Genomic DNA, 16965 nt, shown 5'->3' with positions numbered 1-16965 from the left:
TAAGTTTTTAATTGTTGTCTCAGCCAGTACATTTGTCGGCGCAAAGAGGACGTCATTATACCGTGTATTGCCCTACCCGAATGGCTTTGCTACTCATCCATTCGGCTCAGGCTGGCTCCAGCGCTGTCGTGCTTGGGTATCGCTTTCGCGACTATCCACCCACCGACTACTGCCGTCGGCCAGGCGCTCCTTTTTCCAGAACGGCGCCTCACATTTAAGGTAGTCCATAACAAACTCACAGGCGGCGAAGGCCTCGCCCCGATGTGCCGCCGCCACCGCGACCAGCACAATCTGCTCACCCGGTCGTATTTCACCCACCCGGTGTATTACGGTTACCCCCTGCAGAGTCCAGCGCTGTCCCGCCGTGTCGATAATCCGGCGAATACTGCTTTCGGTCATACCCGGGTAGTGTTCCAGTTCCATCAGCGCAACCTGATCACCGTCGTTGCGCTCACGCATCACACCGATAAATTGCACTATCGCCCCACTGGCGGTACTGCTCAGCCGTCGGCTTTCATCGGCCACATTAAAGTCTTCGTGTTGAACGCGCACCGAGATTTGCATATCAACCACCGGTAACGGGCGGAAAAAAGGCAACTTCGTCCCCCGCTTTCACCACTGCACTGTCTGTTGCCACCGCCTGATTGATGGCACAGATGATATTGTCATCGCCGAGAATCTCGCCCCAGACTTCCCCCTTTTGCCGGGCCAGTTCACCGCGCAAGCCGGCAACATCTCCGGCATAATCCAGGCGCAACTCACGACAATCCAGGGCTTCGCGCAGGCGGGCAAAGAACAGCACCGTAATCACGACGCGGCACTCCACTCGCCGGAGCGACCGCCGGACTTGCTCACCAGCCGCACATTGTTGACCGTCATGCCTTTATCCACCGCCTTGCACATATCGTAAATAGTCAACGCCGCCACCGACACCGCCGTAAGGGCTTCCATTTCAACACCGGTTTGCCCGGACAGTTTGCAGCGGGCGCGAATATGCACCGCGTTATTGTCCCGGTCGATATCAAACTCCAGTTTCACCGAAGTCAGCATCAGCGGGTGGCACAGGGGAATCAGGTCGGAACATTTTTTGGCGGCCTGAATACCCGCTATACGGGCAACCGCCAGCACGTCACCTTTCTTGTGATCCCCCTGAGCGATCATCGCCAGGGTGTCTGCTTCCATTATCACCGAACCCGCCGCCACCGCCTCGCGAAAGGTTTCGGCCTTATCGGTCACATCCACCATATTGGCATTGCCGCTGGCGTCGAAGTGGGTAAAACTTTTCTCGGCCATGGGGATTATCCGTAGCGGTGGTCAGCAACAAAGGGGTTGGTGCGCCGCTCTTCGCCAAAGGTCGAGGTTGGGCCGTGACCGGGAATAAACTGCACATCGTCACCCAGCGGCCAAAGCTTGGTTCGAATGGCATTAATCAGGTCTTCATGGTTGCCCATGGGAAAATCGGTGCGGCCAATCGAACCCTGGAACAACACATCGCCCACTATCGCCAGACGCGTGGGGTCGTGGAAAAACACCACATGCCCCGGCGTGTGCCCCGGGCAATGCTTGACGCTCATTTCCTGCTGACCGAAGGACACCGTGTCGCCCTCCTCAAGCCAGCGGTCTGGGGTAAACGGGTCGGCATGGGGGAAGCCGGTCATTTTGCACCACTCGGGAAGCTTGTCGATCCAGAACGCGTCGGCCTTGTGGGGGCCAATGATCTGCACGCCGTGCTTTTTACGCATGACATCGGCCGCCGCACAGTGGTCCATATGGCCGTGGGTAAGGAGGATGACTTCCAGTTTACCGCCGAGCTTCTCAATGGTTTCTTCAATGCGGTCGATGTCACCGCCGGGGTCTACTACCGCCGCCTTGCCCGTTTCCTCACACACCAGCACTGAGCAATTTTGTTGGTAGGCCGTTACCGGCACCATTGCACACTTCATCATTCCATCATTCCTGTAAAGCTGAGCCGTAATGATAAGGAGTCTGTGGGCAAGTTCATAGCCGTATCCCCGCCCCCAGCCCTGCCGCTTGGCTTTTTCTTTTTACTCCGGATCAATCAACGCCATGGCACAGCAATTGCTTAAGCATAGTTAACATTGCTTACATTGATGTTGGCAGCTTTCCCCACGGATGACCTTCCCAGCAGTTTTGAGGAAATTCTTATGACACCCGTTTTCGCTCGCCCGCTGCTTGCGCTTGCCACAGCAGCCTTAATCAGCTGCGGCGGTGGCAGCAGCGCTCCCGGCCCTGCCAGCCCCACCCCCGACCCTGAGCTGTTTGTGCTTGAAGAAACCACTGTAGACCAGATTCACGCGGCCTTTCGCGGTGAACTGGTACTGGAGGATGGCAGCCCATTAACCTGCGAAACCCTGACGACGATGTATATCGAGCGCATCTACACCTACAATGACGCGCCCCAGCAAAGCGGCGGTTTACCAATACGCGGCGTGCTGGCCATCAACCCCCTCGCCGTCGCCCAGGCACAAGCCCTCGACGCGCTCTATGCCCGCGACGGCGGTGTTGGCGAGCGTTATCTGCACTGCATGCCGGTATTACTTAAAGACAACTACGACACCTTTGACTACCCCAGTACCCAGGGGTCGTACAGTATGCTCGGTCACCAGGCCGGGGTGGATGCAAACTCTGTAGCCGGGCTGCGGGAGGCTGGCGCGTTGATTCTTGGCAAAGCCAATCAGGACGAGTTCGCGTTTTTTACCACGGGATTCTCCAACCGAGCGATACAGGTGAGCAACCCGTATAACACCGCCGAAAGCCCCGCTGGCTCCTCATCGGGCACCGGCGCATCCATCGCTGCGAACTTCGCGCTCGGCGGCACTGGCAGCGATACCTGCCAATCGATTCGACACCCCTCCTCAGTCAACGGCCTGGTCGGTATTCGGCCCAGTCTCGGGGTGATTTCACAGCACGGCATCTTCCCCCTCACCCATGCCCGGGACACCGGCGGACCGATGACCCGCACGGTAAAAGACGCCGCACTGATGCTCGACGCCATGTCCGGGGTAGACCCCCGCGACCCGAAAACCCTCTGGTATCCCGCCGAGCTGCGCCCCACGACCTACACCCAGTATCTGGACCGCGACCTTCACGGCGTGACGGGTAAAAACCTCGGAGTCATTCGGGAATTGGGCAGCAACACCAGCCCTGCGGGCACCGGCTCCCAAGGGGCCTTGATCGACGCCGCCGTTGAAAAACTGCGGTCGATGGGCGCCAACATCTACGATGTCTACCTTCCCGACTTTGCCAGCACTGGCGGCGGCTCGCGGCACTACGATATGAACGAGTACTTCACCACCTTCGAGGCCGAAGGCGGCAACAGCCCGAGAGCCTGTGTCAGCAGCACAGCAATAGACCTCAGCGGTGATCGCGACAACGTCGCCCACGGCCGAGCCAACTGCACCGATATTCAGGGTATTGTCGAAACCGGGCGTGTTGGCCCGCGCACCGCGGCCCTGTTTGCCCTGGTCGCCGCCGACGATCCCAACCTGGCGCCCACCGACGAACAGTTGCAAGCTATAGTTGATGTTCGGGATTACACTACCCGGACGATGGACGCCCTGGTGGACGAAAACGGCGAGCCGGTAGTCGACGACAACGGGGAGCAAGTACGTCTGGACGCCCTGCTACTCAGCCCCGGCCCCACCGGCGGACGCACCTGCGACTTCGGTTCCTCCACCCAAATGGGTTCCATCGTCGTGCCGGTCGGCTTTGATGAAGATGTCGGCGTCCCCAGGGGCATGGAAATCTTCGTGCGCCAATTTGATGAAGGCACCGGTCTTGGCATCGCCTACGACTACGAACAGGCCACATTGCACCGCGCGCCCCCCTTACTCACGCCTTCCCCACTCAGCGGTGAGGAAACCATTGCCGGCTTTAATGCACGCGTACAGCAGGCAATCATGGATGCCACCAGCGCTGCACCTGAATCGCTGCCCGTTGAAGCGTATGAACAAGCACTCAGAGACATTACCGGGCTGTAAGGGCCTGGTTCATTACCCAAACCACTCATCCACAACCAAAATGGCCGGGACATTGTCCCGGCCATTTTGGTTGGTATACCTGGTATCAGCGAACACGGCCCGAACAGACCTACTTATACACCACCTGCCCTCGATACATCTGCTTCGTCGCCCGACGCTCCGGCGGCGGTGCCGGCGTATCCTCCGCATTCGTTCGGCTGATTTTATTGCCCCGATATATAAGCTCAGTCGACTGTCCGGATTGATGGGTTGCAGCAGGCTCAGCGGAATACACTCGACCAGCCAGCGCCATCAACTCCTCAATAGTACTGCGGGTGAAGCGATCGCGACTGCGAGGCCCCAACTGCGCAAGCTCGTCCAGCAGCGCCGGATCAGCCAACCTGATCTTCACGCCAAATTCAGCAAAAACACGTGATCTCAACTTTTGTAGACGGGTCACCATTTCTGCGGAGTAGACCATATACCATACCTTCCAATGTCATGTGTTGGTGCAAAAACCGCGCATAACGCCAACGATATGCACTAGCCAGCAAAAAACATTCCACCAACACCACCCGCAAAACACAGGATATTGACACCCACCATCGCCCCGGCACCAGCAACGCGCACCACCTTGACGCATCGCCAGCAAAGCGCACCATAAGAAGCCAAGCCCGCAGATAAATTGGAAATGTCGATTGCCAACCGCAGCGAAATACCTTAGAGTAGCCGCCCTCAAATCAGGGGGATATCGCATAAACCTGCGGTGTTTTCACCACCTGAATTGAAGAGCTGAGTGCGCAGCACTCACATTCGAGTATGCAGATGTGCGATCTGACACTCGTTAAACTATCTAATCTCGTACTGACAGTTTTGGTGAGGTGTCCGACAAAATCGCGTCGCGATTTTGGACGTTGGGGCTCTGCACCAACGGGGCGTAGCCCCGAGCTCCGTCAGGAGCGAGTCAATGGCTGAAGGACTGAGTGCGCAGCACTCACATTCGAGTATGCAGATGTGCGATCTGACACTCGTTAAACTATCTAATCTCGTACTGACAGTTTTGGTGAGGTGTCCGAGTGGCTGAAGGAGCACGCCTGGAAAGTGTGTATACGGCAACGTATCGAGGGTTCGAATCCCTCCCTCACCGCCATATTAAAGCCCTGATTTTCAGGGCTTTTTTTATTTCAAGATAGCGCTTCGGGATAAAATTGGGATAAATTTATCATCCTAGAGGCCGCCCCAGTCCTATCTAGACCAGCCACAGCAAGAACCGAATAGCGCCACCTCTTTACACCCCCATAGTTTCCTCTTATAAATAGTCAAAGCAGTCATGGAGGACTATGCATGAAAGTTGAAACCAATAGCGGTGATGTAGTTTGGGAGGACGGGAGCACACTGATCCGGCTTCTCGAAGCTGAGGATGGTCGGGCGGTATTCGACATCTCTCAAATCAGTCGTTTTGAATCTACCACCAGTCGCTCGCTACCTCTTCCTACCGTGGAATTTTTAGACGAGGATTGACTCGGCAGCGTGCGCCTTTATCAGACCTCAACCACCGACGTTGGCAAGCTGGGCACCTCATATTTCAATTCCCCGCCCTCGATGACCGCCTTTTTGGTCGGAGCGATTTGCTCGCCTTTCACTTTGATTTCGGTACCGCCCCGTGTAGTGACCGTGCTCGTTCCGTCATCGTTGTTGCTTTGCACAGTGACAACGCTGCGGCCCTCACCCTGCAGGAGGCGCTGGAAGTTTATCCAGGGGTTGCGTGATTTCATGCGCTGCGCTCCAGGGTAACCGACTGATAAATTTCCGCCGCCCCCGCTCGCTGAACGGCGATGTGGTTCGATACTACCAGCCCGAAGTAATCATCGGCTGGATCGTCGTGCGTGATCTTGGCGATCTGCCCCGGTGTCAGTATGCCTGGCGCCCCGGCGTTCTCCGGGATTATTGTCGATAGCGTCTCGATGACTTTGCTGCCCGCCCCGGAAAGCTCCGCTTTGCCGCGACTGATGGCTGCCTGGGCGTCGGTAATCAGGTCGTCGTAGACGTCCGGCATCGGATTCAGGCCGCCGCTTCCTGCTCGGTGCACATCGACGGCTTCACCGACGTTGATCCCGCTCACATAGCACGCGTCGTACTGCTGACCAGGCTCGTACTGGCCAGAGCGGGATCGCAACATACCGACGTAAATAATCGCGTCAGGGGTAACGCTTGCCCACTGCCACGGTGGTGTTTTGTAGCGGGGCTGAATATCCCAGCTATCGGCATTGCGACTGGGCACCATGACGCCGCCGGCGGCGGTGACGATCTTGGCGATGACCTGGGCCGGGCTGCTTTCGCGGTAGCTAAGGGCTCCTGCAGGGATCGGCCAGTCTGGCAGAGCAGTATCGCCGCTTGTCGGCCAGTTGAGTGTAAAGCCGGTATTGCTGAGTTCCTGCGCTGCTGCCTGTGCGGCCGTGGTTGCGCTGGTGTTGGTGTACGACCGCGTGGGCGCGAAGGGCGCGCTCATGTATTGCGTTCGGCTTAGCCCGCTGAGCTGAAACTTTTTGGTTGGGAATCGCTCGTCACTGGTGTAGCGGTCGATCATAAATAGCCAGCCATGGCCATTAATTGTGACGCTGATTTCCTTCATTCCCTGGCTGTCCGGCTTGACGAGATCCAGGGTGCCCTGGCCATAAACCGTGCCGGTAAACTTCCAGCTTAGCGAGTCGATGTCCAGGCTCAGGGTCACATCGCGGATGTCCAGCGGCGTTCCCGTAGCGATGTCGGTGATCTGTAGCGTATTCATCTGCTGATATACCAATTTGATTTCAGGGGGGATTCCCGGCGCCGGGGGTGGCGGAAGGTTCGGTTCCACTGGGTACGGTAGATTGACGTTTCGCCATAGGGTGTCACCGTCTCCCCAGGGAATGCGACGCTGGTCATCATGGGGAGAGGCCTGGCGTGCCGTCAGATGGGTGGCGACGTCGTGCGGCACAATGGGGCGAATCGGTGGCGTGTAAGCAAGCTCAAGCGCGATCAGCGTTGCCTTCGGTGGCTTGTAAGACCCCTCTTTAAAGTCGAGCGTGATGGCGAGGGCGGTGTCGGTATTGAGCCGCGCATCGCGCAGTGCATCGTCGTCGTAGATCTCGCCGAGCAGGTTGACGGTATGCCATCCGGCGCCCTGCACTTGATCGGCAGACGTACTGGTCACCCATGCCGCACTGTACCCCCATCGGTCCTTGGGCGTAGCGGCTTCCCATAGAGGGGCTGCCTGGCTGTCGACGTTGACGGGCTTGCCCCATGGCGATTGATAAGGTGCGGCAAGGGCGAAAGCTCCAGCCCAAGGAAGCAACAGCGGCACGTCTTGGACTGACGGCTTGCCGAACGAGGCCGCGACGTCGGCGAAACTGGCGCCGGCGATACCCCACTCGACGCGCGTAGAGGTATCCGCAGCCTCCGCCCTGGTCAGCGGCATTGCTGTAGCACCATCGTCGTCCGATGCTTTGAGCAATGGTGCCGAGATGGCCTGCCAGATACTGGGGCTCGCCCAGGGAAGCGGCGGATAAGTGACGGCATCGATGAAATCCAGGTCGACTGTGGTCGGGTCGGCCGGCACCACAAACGGGCCGTCGCGCAGCGCGAGCGTGACGCTGTTCCAGCTCTCGACCGTGTATCCCATTAAACCGGCGCTCCCTGCAGCGGGCCGCTGGCTACAGGTCTGTAGTAGGGTATGGTGTTAAACGTGACGCTCCCGCTCTGCACGCTGCCTGACGAGGGCCATTGCGGCTCGGTTGTGCCGGTTGTGCCGCTCGCGGTGACTTCGTAGACGTAGCCGTTTGGCACGGCGGGGTGCACGATGTCACCGCTGTTGAGCGCCGTTTCTGTCTGAAATTCTGCCCCGTAGTTATCTACAGCCAGAACAATTACTGGCCCCGTCCACCCGGTATACGCTATATCAAATAGCCCGTCGCTGCCGCTGACCTCCTCGGCGAGCACCTTGCGCCCGCTGCCGGTGTCGTCGCTGATGACAAGAACGCTGCGCGCCTTGGATGCGTCGTCAATAGTGACGGTCCCGGCGACGTGATGTGATCCTCCGCCCCCGCCCGATCCTGCACCGCTTTCATCAATCGCGTACAGGGTAATTGAGGTGTCGTTGACGAGGTCGATGTCCCTGCCAAAGTAGACTTTTTGCCCCCCGCCAGCCATCGCCATTACCGATACGACCGGGGGGAATTGCGAAACGTCGAGGCGCAGTGTTCCCGAGGCTGTCACCACCGCAGACTTGGCGAAGGGGCGGTTTCTTACAAACGTGTGAAATGGGATTACCGCGTCCGGGTTCGCATCGTTTATCACAACGGTGAAGTCTTTCCACTGGATGTTCGGCGTTTCTATCGAGTCACAAATACGAATCTGTACTGGCATCACGGCCACCATCCGGCATCGTCAGTGAGGCCCGTCCCTGCCGAAGTAGAGTTAAGCACCCCGGCAGGGAAGACGCTCAATCCCCCGATAACGGATGTTTGCTGGTTCCAAGTAAAGCCGTTCTCCAGCGACCAGTTGCCCCAAAAACCTCCGTTGCTGCCATTGTCCCTGCCAAGGGTCAGTGCGCCCGGCAGGTAAGCAAAATGGTACTCGGCTTGAGATGTATTGCTCCAATGGGACGGCTTTGGAACATCCGCCCCCATGTACGTCACCGTAAACCGACTGACCTCCCTCACTGGGCTCAGCGGGTTGTGGTCGTATGTCCCGCGTTGGGCGTACTCGATGTCGAAGACAGGGGTATTTACGGCGTAGTCCGGCACCGTCCCCATCGGGGTTCGTAACCCTAGCATGTGGGCAATATGCTGTGTGGCGGAGGTGTTTCCCGAAGTCAGGTTAGGCTTGATGTACCCCCCGTAGGCAAGAAAGAAGTTACCGAAAGAATCCCGGGCTAAATCTGGCGACTGTATCGCCCCTAAAAACAAGAGAGGGTGGTAGGACGCGCTATAACCAAGGCTATCTCCCGCTTCCGCAGAGGCGTGCCCCTCTGGATAGTGAAATCTCAACCAAGCGGCCTTGTCATTAGCATAGAGAGTCCAGTCATACTGACTTCCGGTGAAGAGGTTCCATGTGTATATCGCAGGTACGTCCTCCGATTCCGCCCCGGGCGTAGGCTTCGAGAGATGTTTTATACCGTTTACGCCATCGCTCATTACGTCGTTGAAGGCGTCATCGTAGAACGCCCCCACACCGGGGGTCGTGATGCTGTCCCAAAGCAGCATCACGATGTGGTTGTTGCGGTGCTGCACAAATTCGATGACACCGTTTCCGTTGGACAGCGCCATCCGCTCCTTGCCCGCCGTCGTATCGTTGTAGTCGAGCGTCCAGCCCGCAGCGGCCTTGCCTGAATACCCATCAACCAGACACGCCTTGAATATGTCCATGATGTACTTGGGGGTATCTGCCCCAGTGCTAGGCTTGGCCGGGGCGTTTGCGTCGGTGCTTTTATAAATCGTCACTGGCATCAGTTGTGATCTCCACGTAGCTCGATTTTCAGCTGATCATCGTCCACCGTCGCAAGGCCCGGCAGTACAGTGCGGATTAGCCACAGCGGGGCCGCAGCGGCCTCCGTATCAAAGCGCACGGTGTTGCCCGTACTCCAACCACTGCCCCAGCCTGATGCGACGATGGTGAAGTACGGCGTGCCGGTCTGCGGGTTCGTTGGGCTGAAGTCGGTACCGGTATCGCCTGAGGCCACCAGCCCGCGCTGCTCGCTGAACAGCTCAAAGGTCGTGGTCGAGTTGAATTTGATTTTCCAGCGATCCGGCACCGCGCCCCGATTGTCGATCGCAATCGGGTAAGCGATCAGGTTGTATTGGGCGTTGGTCGGTGTGCCTTCGCCGTCGTAGTCACCCGGGTCAGTGGTATAGCTAACCCAGTCCTGCGTTTTGGCTCTGAGGCTCCCCAGGTAAACGGCGGAAGCCACCCAGGTGTCCGCCACAGGGAAGTCGTGATAAAGCGGCTGCGCCAGCTGCAGACGGCCGCTGATGCGAGCCTCGGTACACAACGCCATGTCATCAATTCGATGCACAAAGTGCAGGTCGCCGACCAGCGGGTTGCTCTGCGCATCTTCTGCAGTAAATGGGGTGGCGAGCGTTGCGGTCCCAGCAGCCTTGTCCAGGGTGTACTGGGCTGGAGATAAGCGGGTGGCTTCGTCGTCCTCGATCCACCCGTCGTAGAGCTTATCCCGCCCGGCATTAACGACGACGCCATCGCCCGGCGACGGGATCAGGTCTTTTTGGGTGTGGGTGATGACCAGTATGTCGGCATCCCGCAAGATTGGGACTCGCCCATCCCCAGGCAAGCGCACAGGGTCAAGGCCGAGAATGTCCTCGTCGAGCGGGATCTGCTTAAACGAAACGGCGTTATAAAACACGGTGGAGTCGGATACCGGCGCCGGAAATTCGACCTGCACAAAGCCGTCCTGAAGGTCTACCGATCCGGTGATACCATCGCCTGTGATAACGCCCTCGTGGTCAGCCTCGCCGTTGTACTGCGTGCCAGTGTTGATATTGTCGCCGCGAATATTGAAGCCACTGGGCCGCAGCGGAGAGGCTGACGTCAGAAACCGGCCGCCCCGAAACACGCCCCAGCTTTTGCCGATTAGCGTTGCCACTGGCGTGATCGTCGCGGTGTGCGCTCGCCCAGCGTAGTACGGGATGGTGCAGTCGGCCGAGCCGTAGTCAATGGTGCCAGCCACCACTCCGGTGCCGGTGGTCGTGTCGTAACTGTGCAGCAAGCGGCCGTCGCCATCGTCAAACCAAATCGCGCCGTCGATATCGAGTATCACGCTTCCTGGCACGATGTCGTACTGGCGGGCAAGAGTGAAGTTCCAGGGCTGCGCGTTGTAGGCGCGGGTGTCTTGCTGCGTCGTGTCTACGTCAGTGGCCTGGTTGTGGTTGATGTCGATCGATTGCGCGAGCAGGATCTCGGGCAAGTTCTCACCCTGCTGCTTGGTGTAGTACTCCTGGGCGTACCCCACCACTGCCGATACCGCTTTGGCGTTGGCTTTCACGCGTCGGCTTTGGAATATCTCGGTGCCCCACAGCACCACGTCGCCGGTGCTGTAATTGATCGTGCCGACGAAGACGTCCTGGTGATGGCGCTCTTTCATATTGCCGTTGCCATCGTCATAGAACGAAGCCGTCACCTCCTCATACCACTCGCTAAGCACCACATCGTTTTCGTCGAGCACTTGCCGCTTGTACGACTTAACCAGATCAAATCGTAGGCCGCCTGGCGCGATGCCGGTGGGCAAAGTGAAGGTCACATCGCTCTGATTGAGATTGTCCGATAGCGCGATAGTGGTGACGGTGGGCACCGCATCCTTAAAGGTGTAGTCGAGAGTGTAGTCGTCATCGGGCGCATTGCCCGAGGTCAGTGATATCACGCCACGGGCATAATCAATCGTGCCGGTGGCGTCTCCGGTCAGCACGCCGTCTCCGGCCTCGGTGGCTGTTTTGCCGACGCCACCCTCGTCCCACGACAAGGTAAACGTTCCCGGTTTCACGGGTGCTTGCGATGTCGTCAGTCGAACCGGAGAGGGTCCGGTGAAGGCAATGTCTGCAGCTTTTGCAAATATTCCGCCCTCGGCCCAGCGATAAAAGATCAGCGAGTCCGCGTCCGGCTGCGCCTGCAGGGTCAAAACCACTGACCCTGTGTCAAAGTTAATCTGCCCAGAGCCGTCACCGATGAGCACGCCGGATCCGTCATCATAGATGTAGTACCACTTGCCCAGGTATTGATACGAGGCATGAAATGTCTTCGGCGCCGGCGCGGGGTCCAGGGTCATCACGTAGTTAAAGTTGCGATTGCCATCAACGATGCTGATGGTGCCGGTGTTCGGCAGTCGCTGGTACAACGCGCCCGAGCGAAAAGTAAGGTTGCCGGTGCCGGAGGCCGTAGCTGTTCCCCAGGAGATAATGCCGCTCAGGTAATCGATCTCAGCGCCATCAAGCTGCGCAGGATCGCCGCTGCCGTTGACGAAAATCCCGCCCTTGTCGGTGTAGGTCACGCCGGACAAGACCAGGGACATTGATCCTGGCACGATCGCGCACGGCAGCAGGCTGGTGGCTCCGCCGGCAACGGTCACTGATAACGTGATATCAGCGTCCGCCGATTCGACTACCAAGGAGGAAAAACCGCCGGGGCGCTGGTCCACCACAGGCGTTTCAGTGCTTGCGGTCGGCACGATGGGGGCGAAGGTGTCGGTGACCGTGATGGCTGTATCACCCGCGAGGGCTTGCTCTGCAAGCGTCGTCGTGCCGTAGTACTTGCCCGATGACGCGGGCTGCGTTGAGTAAAGGCGAGCCGCATTATCCGCCAGTGGACTGGGCGATTCTGCTGGGTAATCCTGTTTTAAATCGGTGGAAATCGACAGAACATACTGCTCGGCGCGGAAGGTGCGGATGTTCCCACCCTCAACTTCGTAGGTAAATATCTCCGAGCTTTGCTCAACGCCCAGAACTTTGATGAACTGACGAGTCTCCAGGTCGTCGTTGATCTGGAGCATGTAGGTTTCGCCGACTTCGGGAGACGGTACCGTGTTTACCGAAGGCGCATAGCAAATCAAGGCTCGCTGTCCCTTTAGCTGTGTGCCGCGCAATTGCAGCCCGGTCACCGGGCCTTGAATCACGAATGACTCGACGGCCACCCGCGCTTGCACTCGCTCGTCGTAGAAGTCCTCGGTGCTGAAAAGCAGGCCCGTTACATTCGGGTCGGCGGGTTGAGCACTCAGGATGGCGTGGGAGTCCAGATAAAGGTCCGCGGTCGCCGTATCCACTTTGAGAAAGGCTTTCCGCATGCTGACGCTGCCGTAGGTGCGGTTCACCCGGGAGATATCTTCAAACAGATTATTGATGTCGCCATCGACGACCGGCAGGCCCGTCATCTGACCGCCGCCGTCGGCGTCGTCCGACAGCCGTTCCGGTTGCATTAACTTGATATCGGCGCTGGTAATGGTCATGCGCTGGGCTCCACGGTTAACAGGTTTAGTGTTGTTTGGTACTGCCAGTCAGGCTCGGTGCTGGCCTTGGTGTAAGGGGCGACCTCGTCGGCCTCAATGGCAATACGGGTGCGGTTGAAAATCACACTGAATGTGCGGGCGTCAGCCAACACCAACGTCATTGCGGTGGCCGGCGTCGCCTCTAAGGCAAACAGAAGATCCAGCGTCGCCCGGGGCAACCATCCCCGCAGGGTGATCGGGCGGCCATAACGCTTGACGCCCTCCTGGACGATCAGCCCTCCGGTCAGACTCCGCTCCTGACTTTGCTCGATCTGGTTAAACTGGAACTCATCTACCCAAACCAGGTTGTCGGTAATATCGATGCCATCAAGTGTCACTGGTTGGCCCTCAATCCGGCTTCGCTCAGAAATTCGAGCAATCGGTTAATGTCGGCCGTAGGCCCGCTGAGTTCTGCGGTGCGGCCGTTGGGAAGTTGTAATCGAATACTGTCGCCCTGTGCGGGCTGTGACGTGGCCTGTCGGCGCTCTTGAGAAAAGGCCGCGGCGGTTTGCTCACGCTGCTCGGCTTCGCGTTCCTGCCGGCGACGTTCCTCTTCAGCAGCCTGCTCTGCGGCGCGGCGCCGATCCTCGAGATCGCGCTCCCGCGCTTGCTGCACGCGAAGATCATAGGCCTGCTTTTGTAGCGAGAGTGCTTCCTGGGCCGCTGCGATCGCATTGCGATCACCCAACGACCGGGCCCGATTCAATTGCTCCTGGAGTTCAAGGCGCGCTTCCTGATACCGCAAGCGTTCCAGCTCAACCGTGTCGCCTTCGAGGCTGGCGAGTTCCTGACGCAAGCTGCTGATCGTGTCTTCCAGGGAATCCTGCAAGCCGGCGACTTCGTCCCGCACACGCGCCACAGACCCCTGCAACTGCGACAAATCCTGTTCATCCAACAGATCAAAGCGACGCGAGACCTCATCAACGGTAAGCCCCAGCCCCGCCACTCGATGGTTGCCGCTCTCGAAACGCTCGAGCAGCTCCTCCAGTGCCAGTTTCTGGCGATAGAAATCGCGCTCAACCGTCGCGGCCGCGACGGAAGTGTCTTTCATCCAGTCGACAATACCGCTGCGGTCAACGTGCACCGCCTGCTGCATCGACCGTATCTGGGCTTCGACGGCTTTAAGCTTTGCGCGTGTTTCGTCGATGCCTCGCGCGGCAGACCGGCCACCAGTGATGTTTTGAAAGGCGTCGTGGGCTTTTTGACTCAGGCTCGCGAGGTTGGCGGTAACGGTGTTGTAAAAGCCTGCAACGCGCTCGCCTATCGCCTTGGCCCTGACCGCCGTGTCACCAATGGCTTGCTCCGCCCGGCTGACTTCTTCGCCCAGCTCTCGCACCGAATCCTGCGCGGTTTCCATGCCCTGGGCGATTTGGTTGCCGGCGTCGACGCCAGCATCACCCGCCCCCTCCAACGAGCGAGCAATCTCCTCGCCGCGCTTGTTCACCAGTGCCAATAAATCCGCAACCTGACTAGCGGACAGATCACCCGCCTCCGCAAGCGCCTGGAGCGACGTGATCGTGGCCTGTATTTCCTCCGAGGTATCCAGCCCCTCAAGAGTCTGCTTCAGACCAGCTTTGATTAATTTATCCGCTTGCTCCGCTGCAAGCCCCGAAAGGCTGATTTGTTTGACCAATTGCTGAAACGCCAGAATACCCTCGCGGCTGTCCTGGCTGATGCCCTCCAGCACCTCGCCGATGTCGATACCCGCACGTTGTGCCGCAGCTGTGAGCGTTGCGTCTAGTAGCGTTGCCATAAACGACAAGCGATTACTGGTCTCACCAGACGCTGAATTGATGCGTTCAAGCTCTTTGGTAATCGCTGCACCAAACGCTGTGAACTGTTTGCCACTCAGATCTTTAAGAAATGTCGCGAGCCCGTCGGACAGCTCTTGCCTCGTTCCTTCGCCTTCCAGAGCTAATCGCTCAAGACTGATTGAAAGCGCTTGAATGCCAGATACACCACTGTTCAGCGCTTTACTGCCCAGCGCTGCAATGCTTTGCTCCAGCGTCTCTCCAGCCCCCTTACTTTCTCTGAACGCAAATATCAGCGACTGAACCACCGTTTCAAATTTGGCCAGCTCAGTTTTGGCCTCTTTCGACGCTTTTAGCTTACTCCGAAGCGCCCTCTCAGCATCCGAAATCTCATCGGCCGCCAGGCGCCACTTGCCACTGTATTCATCCTGAACCACCACGCCTTCTTCCATTAGGCGAATCATATCTTTGAGGGACGTTACAGACAGGCCCGTTTGCTTTTGGAACTCAGCCATTCGTCGGTTGGCTTCTTCCTGCACCTCTTCCTGCAACTGCTGACTCTTCGCCAGTTCGTTCTGCGCCCTCTTTAGCTTAAGATAGGCCGCAGCCGTATAAGTGACGCCTTCAACTAATGCCAAAAATGGAAGCGCGCGCAGGGCTATACCAAGTGTCCTAGTGGCGGACGCCGCCGCTGTTGTCCCAGTAACAAGTGCTCCACCGAGCGTACCCGCCAGTTTCGCGGCGGACTGGGAAAATGAAGCCAACTTCAGCGCGACAAGAGCTTTACCCATTAATCCTATTGCCGCGAGGTTTTCGTTTACCGCTCCGGCCAAGACCTTCAATGCTTGGACTAGGCCAAGAATCCCATTAACGGCGGTATCACTAAACGATGCAACGGCTTCAGTAACCTTCCGAATGAGCTCCGGTCGATCATTTAAAGCCTGATCTATCGCTGTAGCCAGCCGTTTAAATGCTGGGGCCGCGCTTAACGCTATTTTTTTTACAAACCCAGACAAGCTCGCTGATATTTTTGAAAGCTGACTATCAACGTCAGCTAAGGTTCGGAGTTCTTCCTCGCTAAATATTGCGTTTCTCTGCCGAGCCTCCTCCGACAGCTCGCGGAGCTTCTCGGCATTATTTTCCAGAAGTGGCAACAGCAACGACGCATCGTTAGCCAATGCCTCCAAAATTTGGATCTGAGCCGGCTTGGGCATCCCTTTCAGCCGGTCGGAGATCGCAAGAATCTGCTCATCCGGCTTGAGCCGAACCAGTTGCTCGATGTTAAGATTTAGCCCACTGATTACCTCCGCGGCTTCACCACCACCGGTTAGAAAGGCATCACCGATCTTCTCGGCGACATCTTTCATAATATCGGCGGTTTTTTCGCCACTGATGCCGACGCGATCAAAGGCGTATTGCCACTCTTGGAGTGTCTCAGCCGAGATATCGAAGGCTTCTGCGCTCGCCAGGGTCTGACGAGCCAGATCGGCCTGGGAAGATGTGAAACGGGTTAGCGCCCCTACCGCAAGAGCAGCACCCGCGGCAGTCGCGGCGGCGGCCAACTTGCCAAGGGTAACAACACTGTTCGAGAGGTTTTTGCGGAAAGAGAGGAAGCGAGAATCGGTTTTTTCGGTGTCGTTGCCCAGGTCATCGAGTTCCCGGCGGGCTGTCTTTGCTCGCTCCGCCAACCGGCGTTGCTCACCGTTTAGATCCTCAAGGTTGATGCCAGCTTGGTTGGCTTCTTCAGCCAGCTCGCCCAGACTTTTTTCGGCCCGTTGGTACGCGCGTTCAGCCGCATTAACCGCTTTTTGAGCAGCGTCAAACTCCTGGGCTTGACGCTGTGTAGGCACACCCACTTTATCGATTTTGTCGGCTAACTTGTCTGCTCGAAGGCGAGCCCGATCATAGGCGGCAGACGTGCGCTCAACAGCCTTTTCGGTTTTTTCAAACTGCTTAACGAGCCCTTGATTGTCCTCGAGGGCTCGCAGTTCGCCTTTCAATCTGTCCGCGCTTTTGGCCAGGCCATCGACACTGTCGGCAGCCTTCGCGGTATCGCCAGACAAGAAGTTTTTTGCACGAAGAATGAGGTTAACGGTTTGGTCTTTTAAAGCCATGGGAAGGCACCGCTATAGGGAAGAGGTTGTATGCACAGCGTGGGGCCGTGCGAAGAAAGGGGTATTAGTATTGGGATCGGATCGTGGATTTATCG

The 16965-nt window shown here is 57.9% G+C and carries 15 protein-coding genes and 1 tRNA gene; 3 read left to right on the top strand and 13 right to left on the bottom strand.

Translation table 11 applies throughout. From position 1 onward, the window contains the following. Positions 1–93 precede the first annotated feature (93 nt). From moaE to HCU74_RS08475, 4 genes are read right to left on the bottom strand one after another with little or no spacing between them, the layout of a single operon-like run. The gene (gene moaE, locus HCU74_RS08490) at positions 94–564 is read right to left on the bottom strand and encodes a molybdopterin synthase catalytic subunit MoaE (protein ID WP_168449948.1); all 471 of its coding nucleotides are present in this window, start codon (positions 562–564) and stop codon (positions 94–96) included. 1 nt (position 565) lies between these two features. Beyond that, positions 566–811, bottom strand: a complete 246-nt coding sequence (locus HCU74_RS08485; protein ID WP_168449947.1) for a MoaD/ThiS family protein — start codon at positions 809–811, stop codon at positions 566–568. After that, complete coding sequence (gene moaC / locus HCU74_RS08480) at positions 808–1293, bottom strand: cyclic pyranopterin monophosphate synthase MoaC (protein ID WP_168449946.1); 486 nt, start codon at positions 1291–1293, stop codon at positions 808–810. Before moaC ends, HCU74_RS08485 begins: the two co-directional genes overlap by 4 nt. 5 nt (positions 1294–1298) lie before the next feature. After that, entirely contained in the window at positions 1299–1943 is a 645-nt protein-coding gene (locus HCU74_RS08475; protein ID WP_168450073.1) for an MBL fold metallo-hydrolase, read from the bottom strand. A gap of 222 nt (positions 1944–2165) precedes the next feature. Between HCU74_RS08475 and HCU74_RS08470 the strand changes: the two genes are divergently transcribed. Beyond that, positions 2166–4001: an amidase gene (locus HCU74_RS08470; protein ID WP_168449945.1), complete on the top strand. Its 1836-nt coding sequence runs from the start codon at positions 2166–2168 to the stop codon at positions 3999–4001. 109 nt (positions 4002–4110) lie between these two features. Here HCU74_RS08470 and HCU74_RS08465 read toward each other — a convergent pair whose 3' ends face one another. Next, positions 4111–4461, bottom strand: coding sequence for a hypothetical protein (locus HCU74_RS08465; RefSeq protein ID WP_168449944.1), 351 nt, complete (start codon positions 4459–4461; stop codon positions 4111–4113). Between the two features lie 62 nt (positions 4462–4523). After that, a complete protein-coding gene (locus HCU74_RS08460) occupies positions 4524–4685 on the bottom strand; it encodes a hypothetical protein (protein WP_168449943.1) in 162 nt (53 codons plus the stop codon). A 357-nt stretch (positions 4686–5042) separates the two neighbouring features. On the opposite strand from HCU74_RS08460, the gene HCU74_RS08455 reads away from it, so the two are divergent. Beyond that, positions 5043–5130, top strand: a tRNA-Ser gene (locus HCU74_RS08455). Between the two features lie 194 nt (positions 5131–5324). Further along, positions 5325–5501: a hypothetical protein gene (locus HCU74_RS08450; protein ID WP_168449942.1), complete on the top strand. Its 177-nt coding sequence runs from the start codon at positions 5325–5327 to the stop codon at positions 5499–5501. Between the two features lie 20 nt (positions 5502–5521). Here the strand turns inward: HCU74_RS08450 and HCU74_RS08445 are convergent, their stop codons facing one another. The 7 genes from HCU74_RS08445 to HCU74_RS08415 are packed head-to-tail and all read right to left on the bottom strand — an operon-like array spanning position 5522 to position 16870. Further along, positions 5522–5755, bottom strand: coding sequence for a hypothetical protein (locus HCU74_RS08445; RefSeq protein WP_168449941.1), 234 nt, complete (start codon positions 5753–5755; stop codon positions 5522–5524). Then, positions 5752–7641, bottom strand: coding sequence for a hypothetical protein (locus HCU74_RS08440; protein WP_168449940.1), 1890 nt, complete (start codon positions 7639–7641; stop codon positions 5752–5754). The genes HCU74_RS08445 and HCU74_RS08440 overlap by 4 nt, the downstream gene beginning before the upstream one ends. Beyond that, positions 7641–8384 (bottom strand): hypothetical protein, encoded by a 744-nt coding sequence (locus HCU74_RS08435; protein WP_168449939.1) that lies wholly within the window; start codon positions 8382–8384, stop codon positions 7641–7643. The genes HCU74_RS08440 and HCU74_RS08435 overlap by 1 nt, the downstream gene beginning before the upstream one ends. After that, the gene (locus HCU74_RS08430) at positions 8384–9466 is read right to left on the bottom strand and encodes a hypothetical protein (RefSeq protein WP_168449938.1); all 1083 of its coding nucleotides are present in this window, start codon (positions 9464–9466) and stop codon (positions 8384–8386) included. The genes HCU74_RS08435 and HCU74_RS08430 overlap by 1 nt, the downstream gene beginning before the upstream one ends. Further along, positions 9466–12966, bottom strand: a complete 3501-nt coding sequence (locus HCU74_RS08425) for a hypothetical protein (RefSeq protein ID WP_168449937.1) — start codon at positions 12964–12966, stop codon at positions 9466–9468. Before HCU74_RS08425 ends, HCU74_RS08430 begins: the two co-directional genes overlap by 1 nt. Continuing rightward, on the bottom strand, positions 12963–13343 hold the full coding sequence (locus HCU74_RS08420) for a hypothetical protein (protein WP_168449936.1): 381 nt from the start codon (positions 13341–13343) through the stop codon (positions 12963–12965). The genes HCU74_RS08425 and HCU74_RS08420 overlap by 4 nt, the downstream gene beginning before the upstream one ends. Further along, complete coding sequence (locus HCU74_RS08415; protein WP_168449935.1) at positions 13340–16870, bottom strand: hypothetical protein; 3531 nt, start codon at positions 16868–16870, stop codon at positions 13340–13342. The genes HCU74_RS08420 and HCU74_RS08415 overlap by 4 nt, the downstream gene beginning before the upstream one ends. Positions 16871–16965 lie beyond the last annotated feature (95 nt).

The sequence above is a fragment of the Spongiibacter thalassae genome, from assembly GCF_012272835.1.
Lineage (GTDB): Bacteria > Pseudomonadota > Gammaproteobacteria > Pseudomonadales > Spongiibacteraceae > Spongiibacter > Spongiibacter thalassae.
This window is presented reverse-complemented; position numbering and strand designations above follow the sequence as displayed.

What these genes read in the sequence shown, in the direction of transcription:
- moaE (WP_168449948.1), bottom strand. Translation starts at nt 564, where the DNA reads ATGCAAATCTCGGTGCGCGTTCAACACGAAGACTTTAATGTGGCCGAT.
- HCU74_RS08445 (WP_168449941.1), bottom strand. Translation starts at nt 5,755, where the DNA reads ATGAAATCACGCAACCCCTGGATAAACTTCCAGCGCCTCCTGCAGGGT.
- HCU74_RS08415 (WP_168449935.1), bottom strand. Translation starts at nt 16,870, where the DNA reads ATGGCTTTAAAAGACCAAACCGTTAACCTCATTCTTCGTGCAAAAAAC.
- HCU74_RS08465 (WP_168449944.1), bottom strand. Translation starts at nt 4,461, where the DNA reads ATGGTCTACTCCGCAGAAATGGTGACCCGTCTACAAAAGTTGAGATCA.
- HCU74_RS08475 (WP_168450073.1), bottom strand. Translation starts at nt 1,943, where the DNA reads ATGAAGTGTGCAATGGTGCCGGTAACGGCCTACCAACAAAATTGCTCA.
- HCU74_RS08430 (WP_168449938.1), bottom strand. Translation starts at nt 9,466, where the DNA reads ATGCCAGTGACGATTTATAAAAGCACCGACGCAAACGCCCCGGCCAAG.
- HCU74_RS08425 (WP_168449937.1), bottom strand. Translation starts at nt 12,966, where the DNA reads ATGACCATTACCAGCGCCGATATCAAGTTAATGCAACCGGAACGGCTG.
- HCU74_RS08440 (WP_168449940.1), bottom strand. Translation starts at nt 7,641, where the DNA reads ATGGGATACACGGTCGAGAGCTGGAACAGCGTCACGCTCGCGCTGCGC.
- HCU74_RS08470 (WP_168449945.1), top strand. Translation starts at nt 2,166, where the DNA reads ATGACACCCGTTTTCGCTCGCCCGCTGCTTGCGCTTGCCACAGCAGCC.
- moaC (WP_168449946.1), bottom strand. Translation starts at nt 1,293, where the DNA reads ATGGCCGAGAAAAGTTTTACCCACTTCGACGCCAGCGGCAATGCCAAT.
- HCU74_RS08435 (WP_168449939.1), bottom strand. Translation starts at nt 8,384, where the DNA reads ATGCCAGTACAGATTCGTATTTGTGACTCGATAGAAACGCCGAACATC.
- HCU74_RS08450 (WP_168449942.1), top strand. Translation starts at nt 5,325, where the DNA reads ATGAAAGTTGAAACCAATAGCGGTGATGTAGTTTGGGAGGACGGGAGC.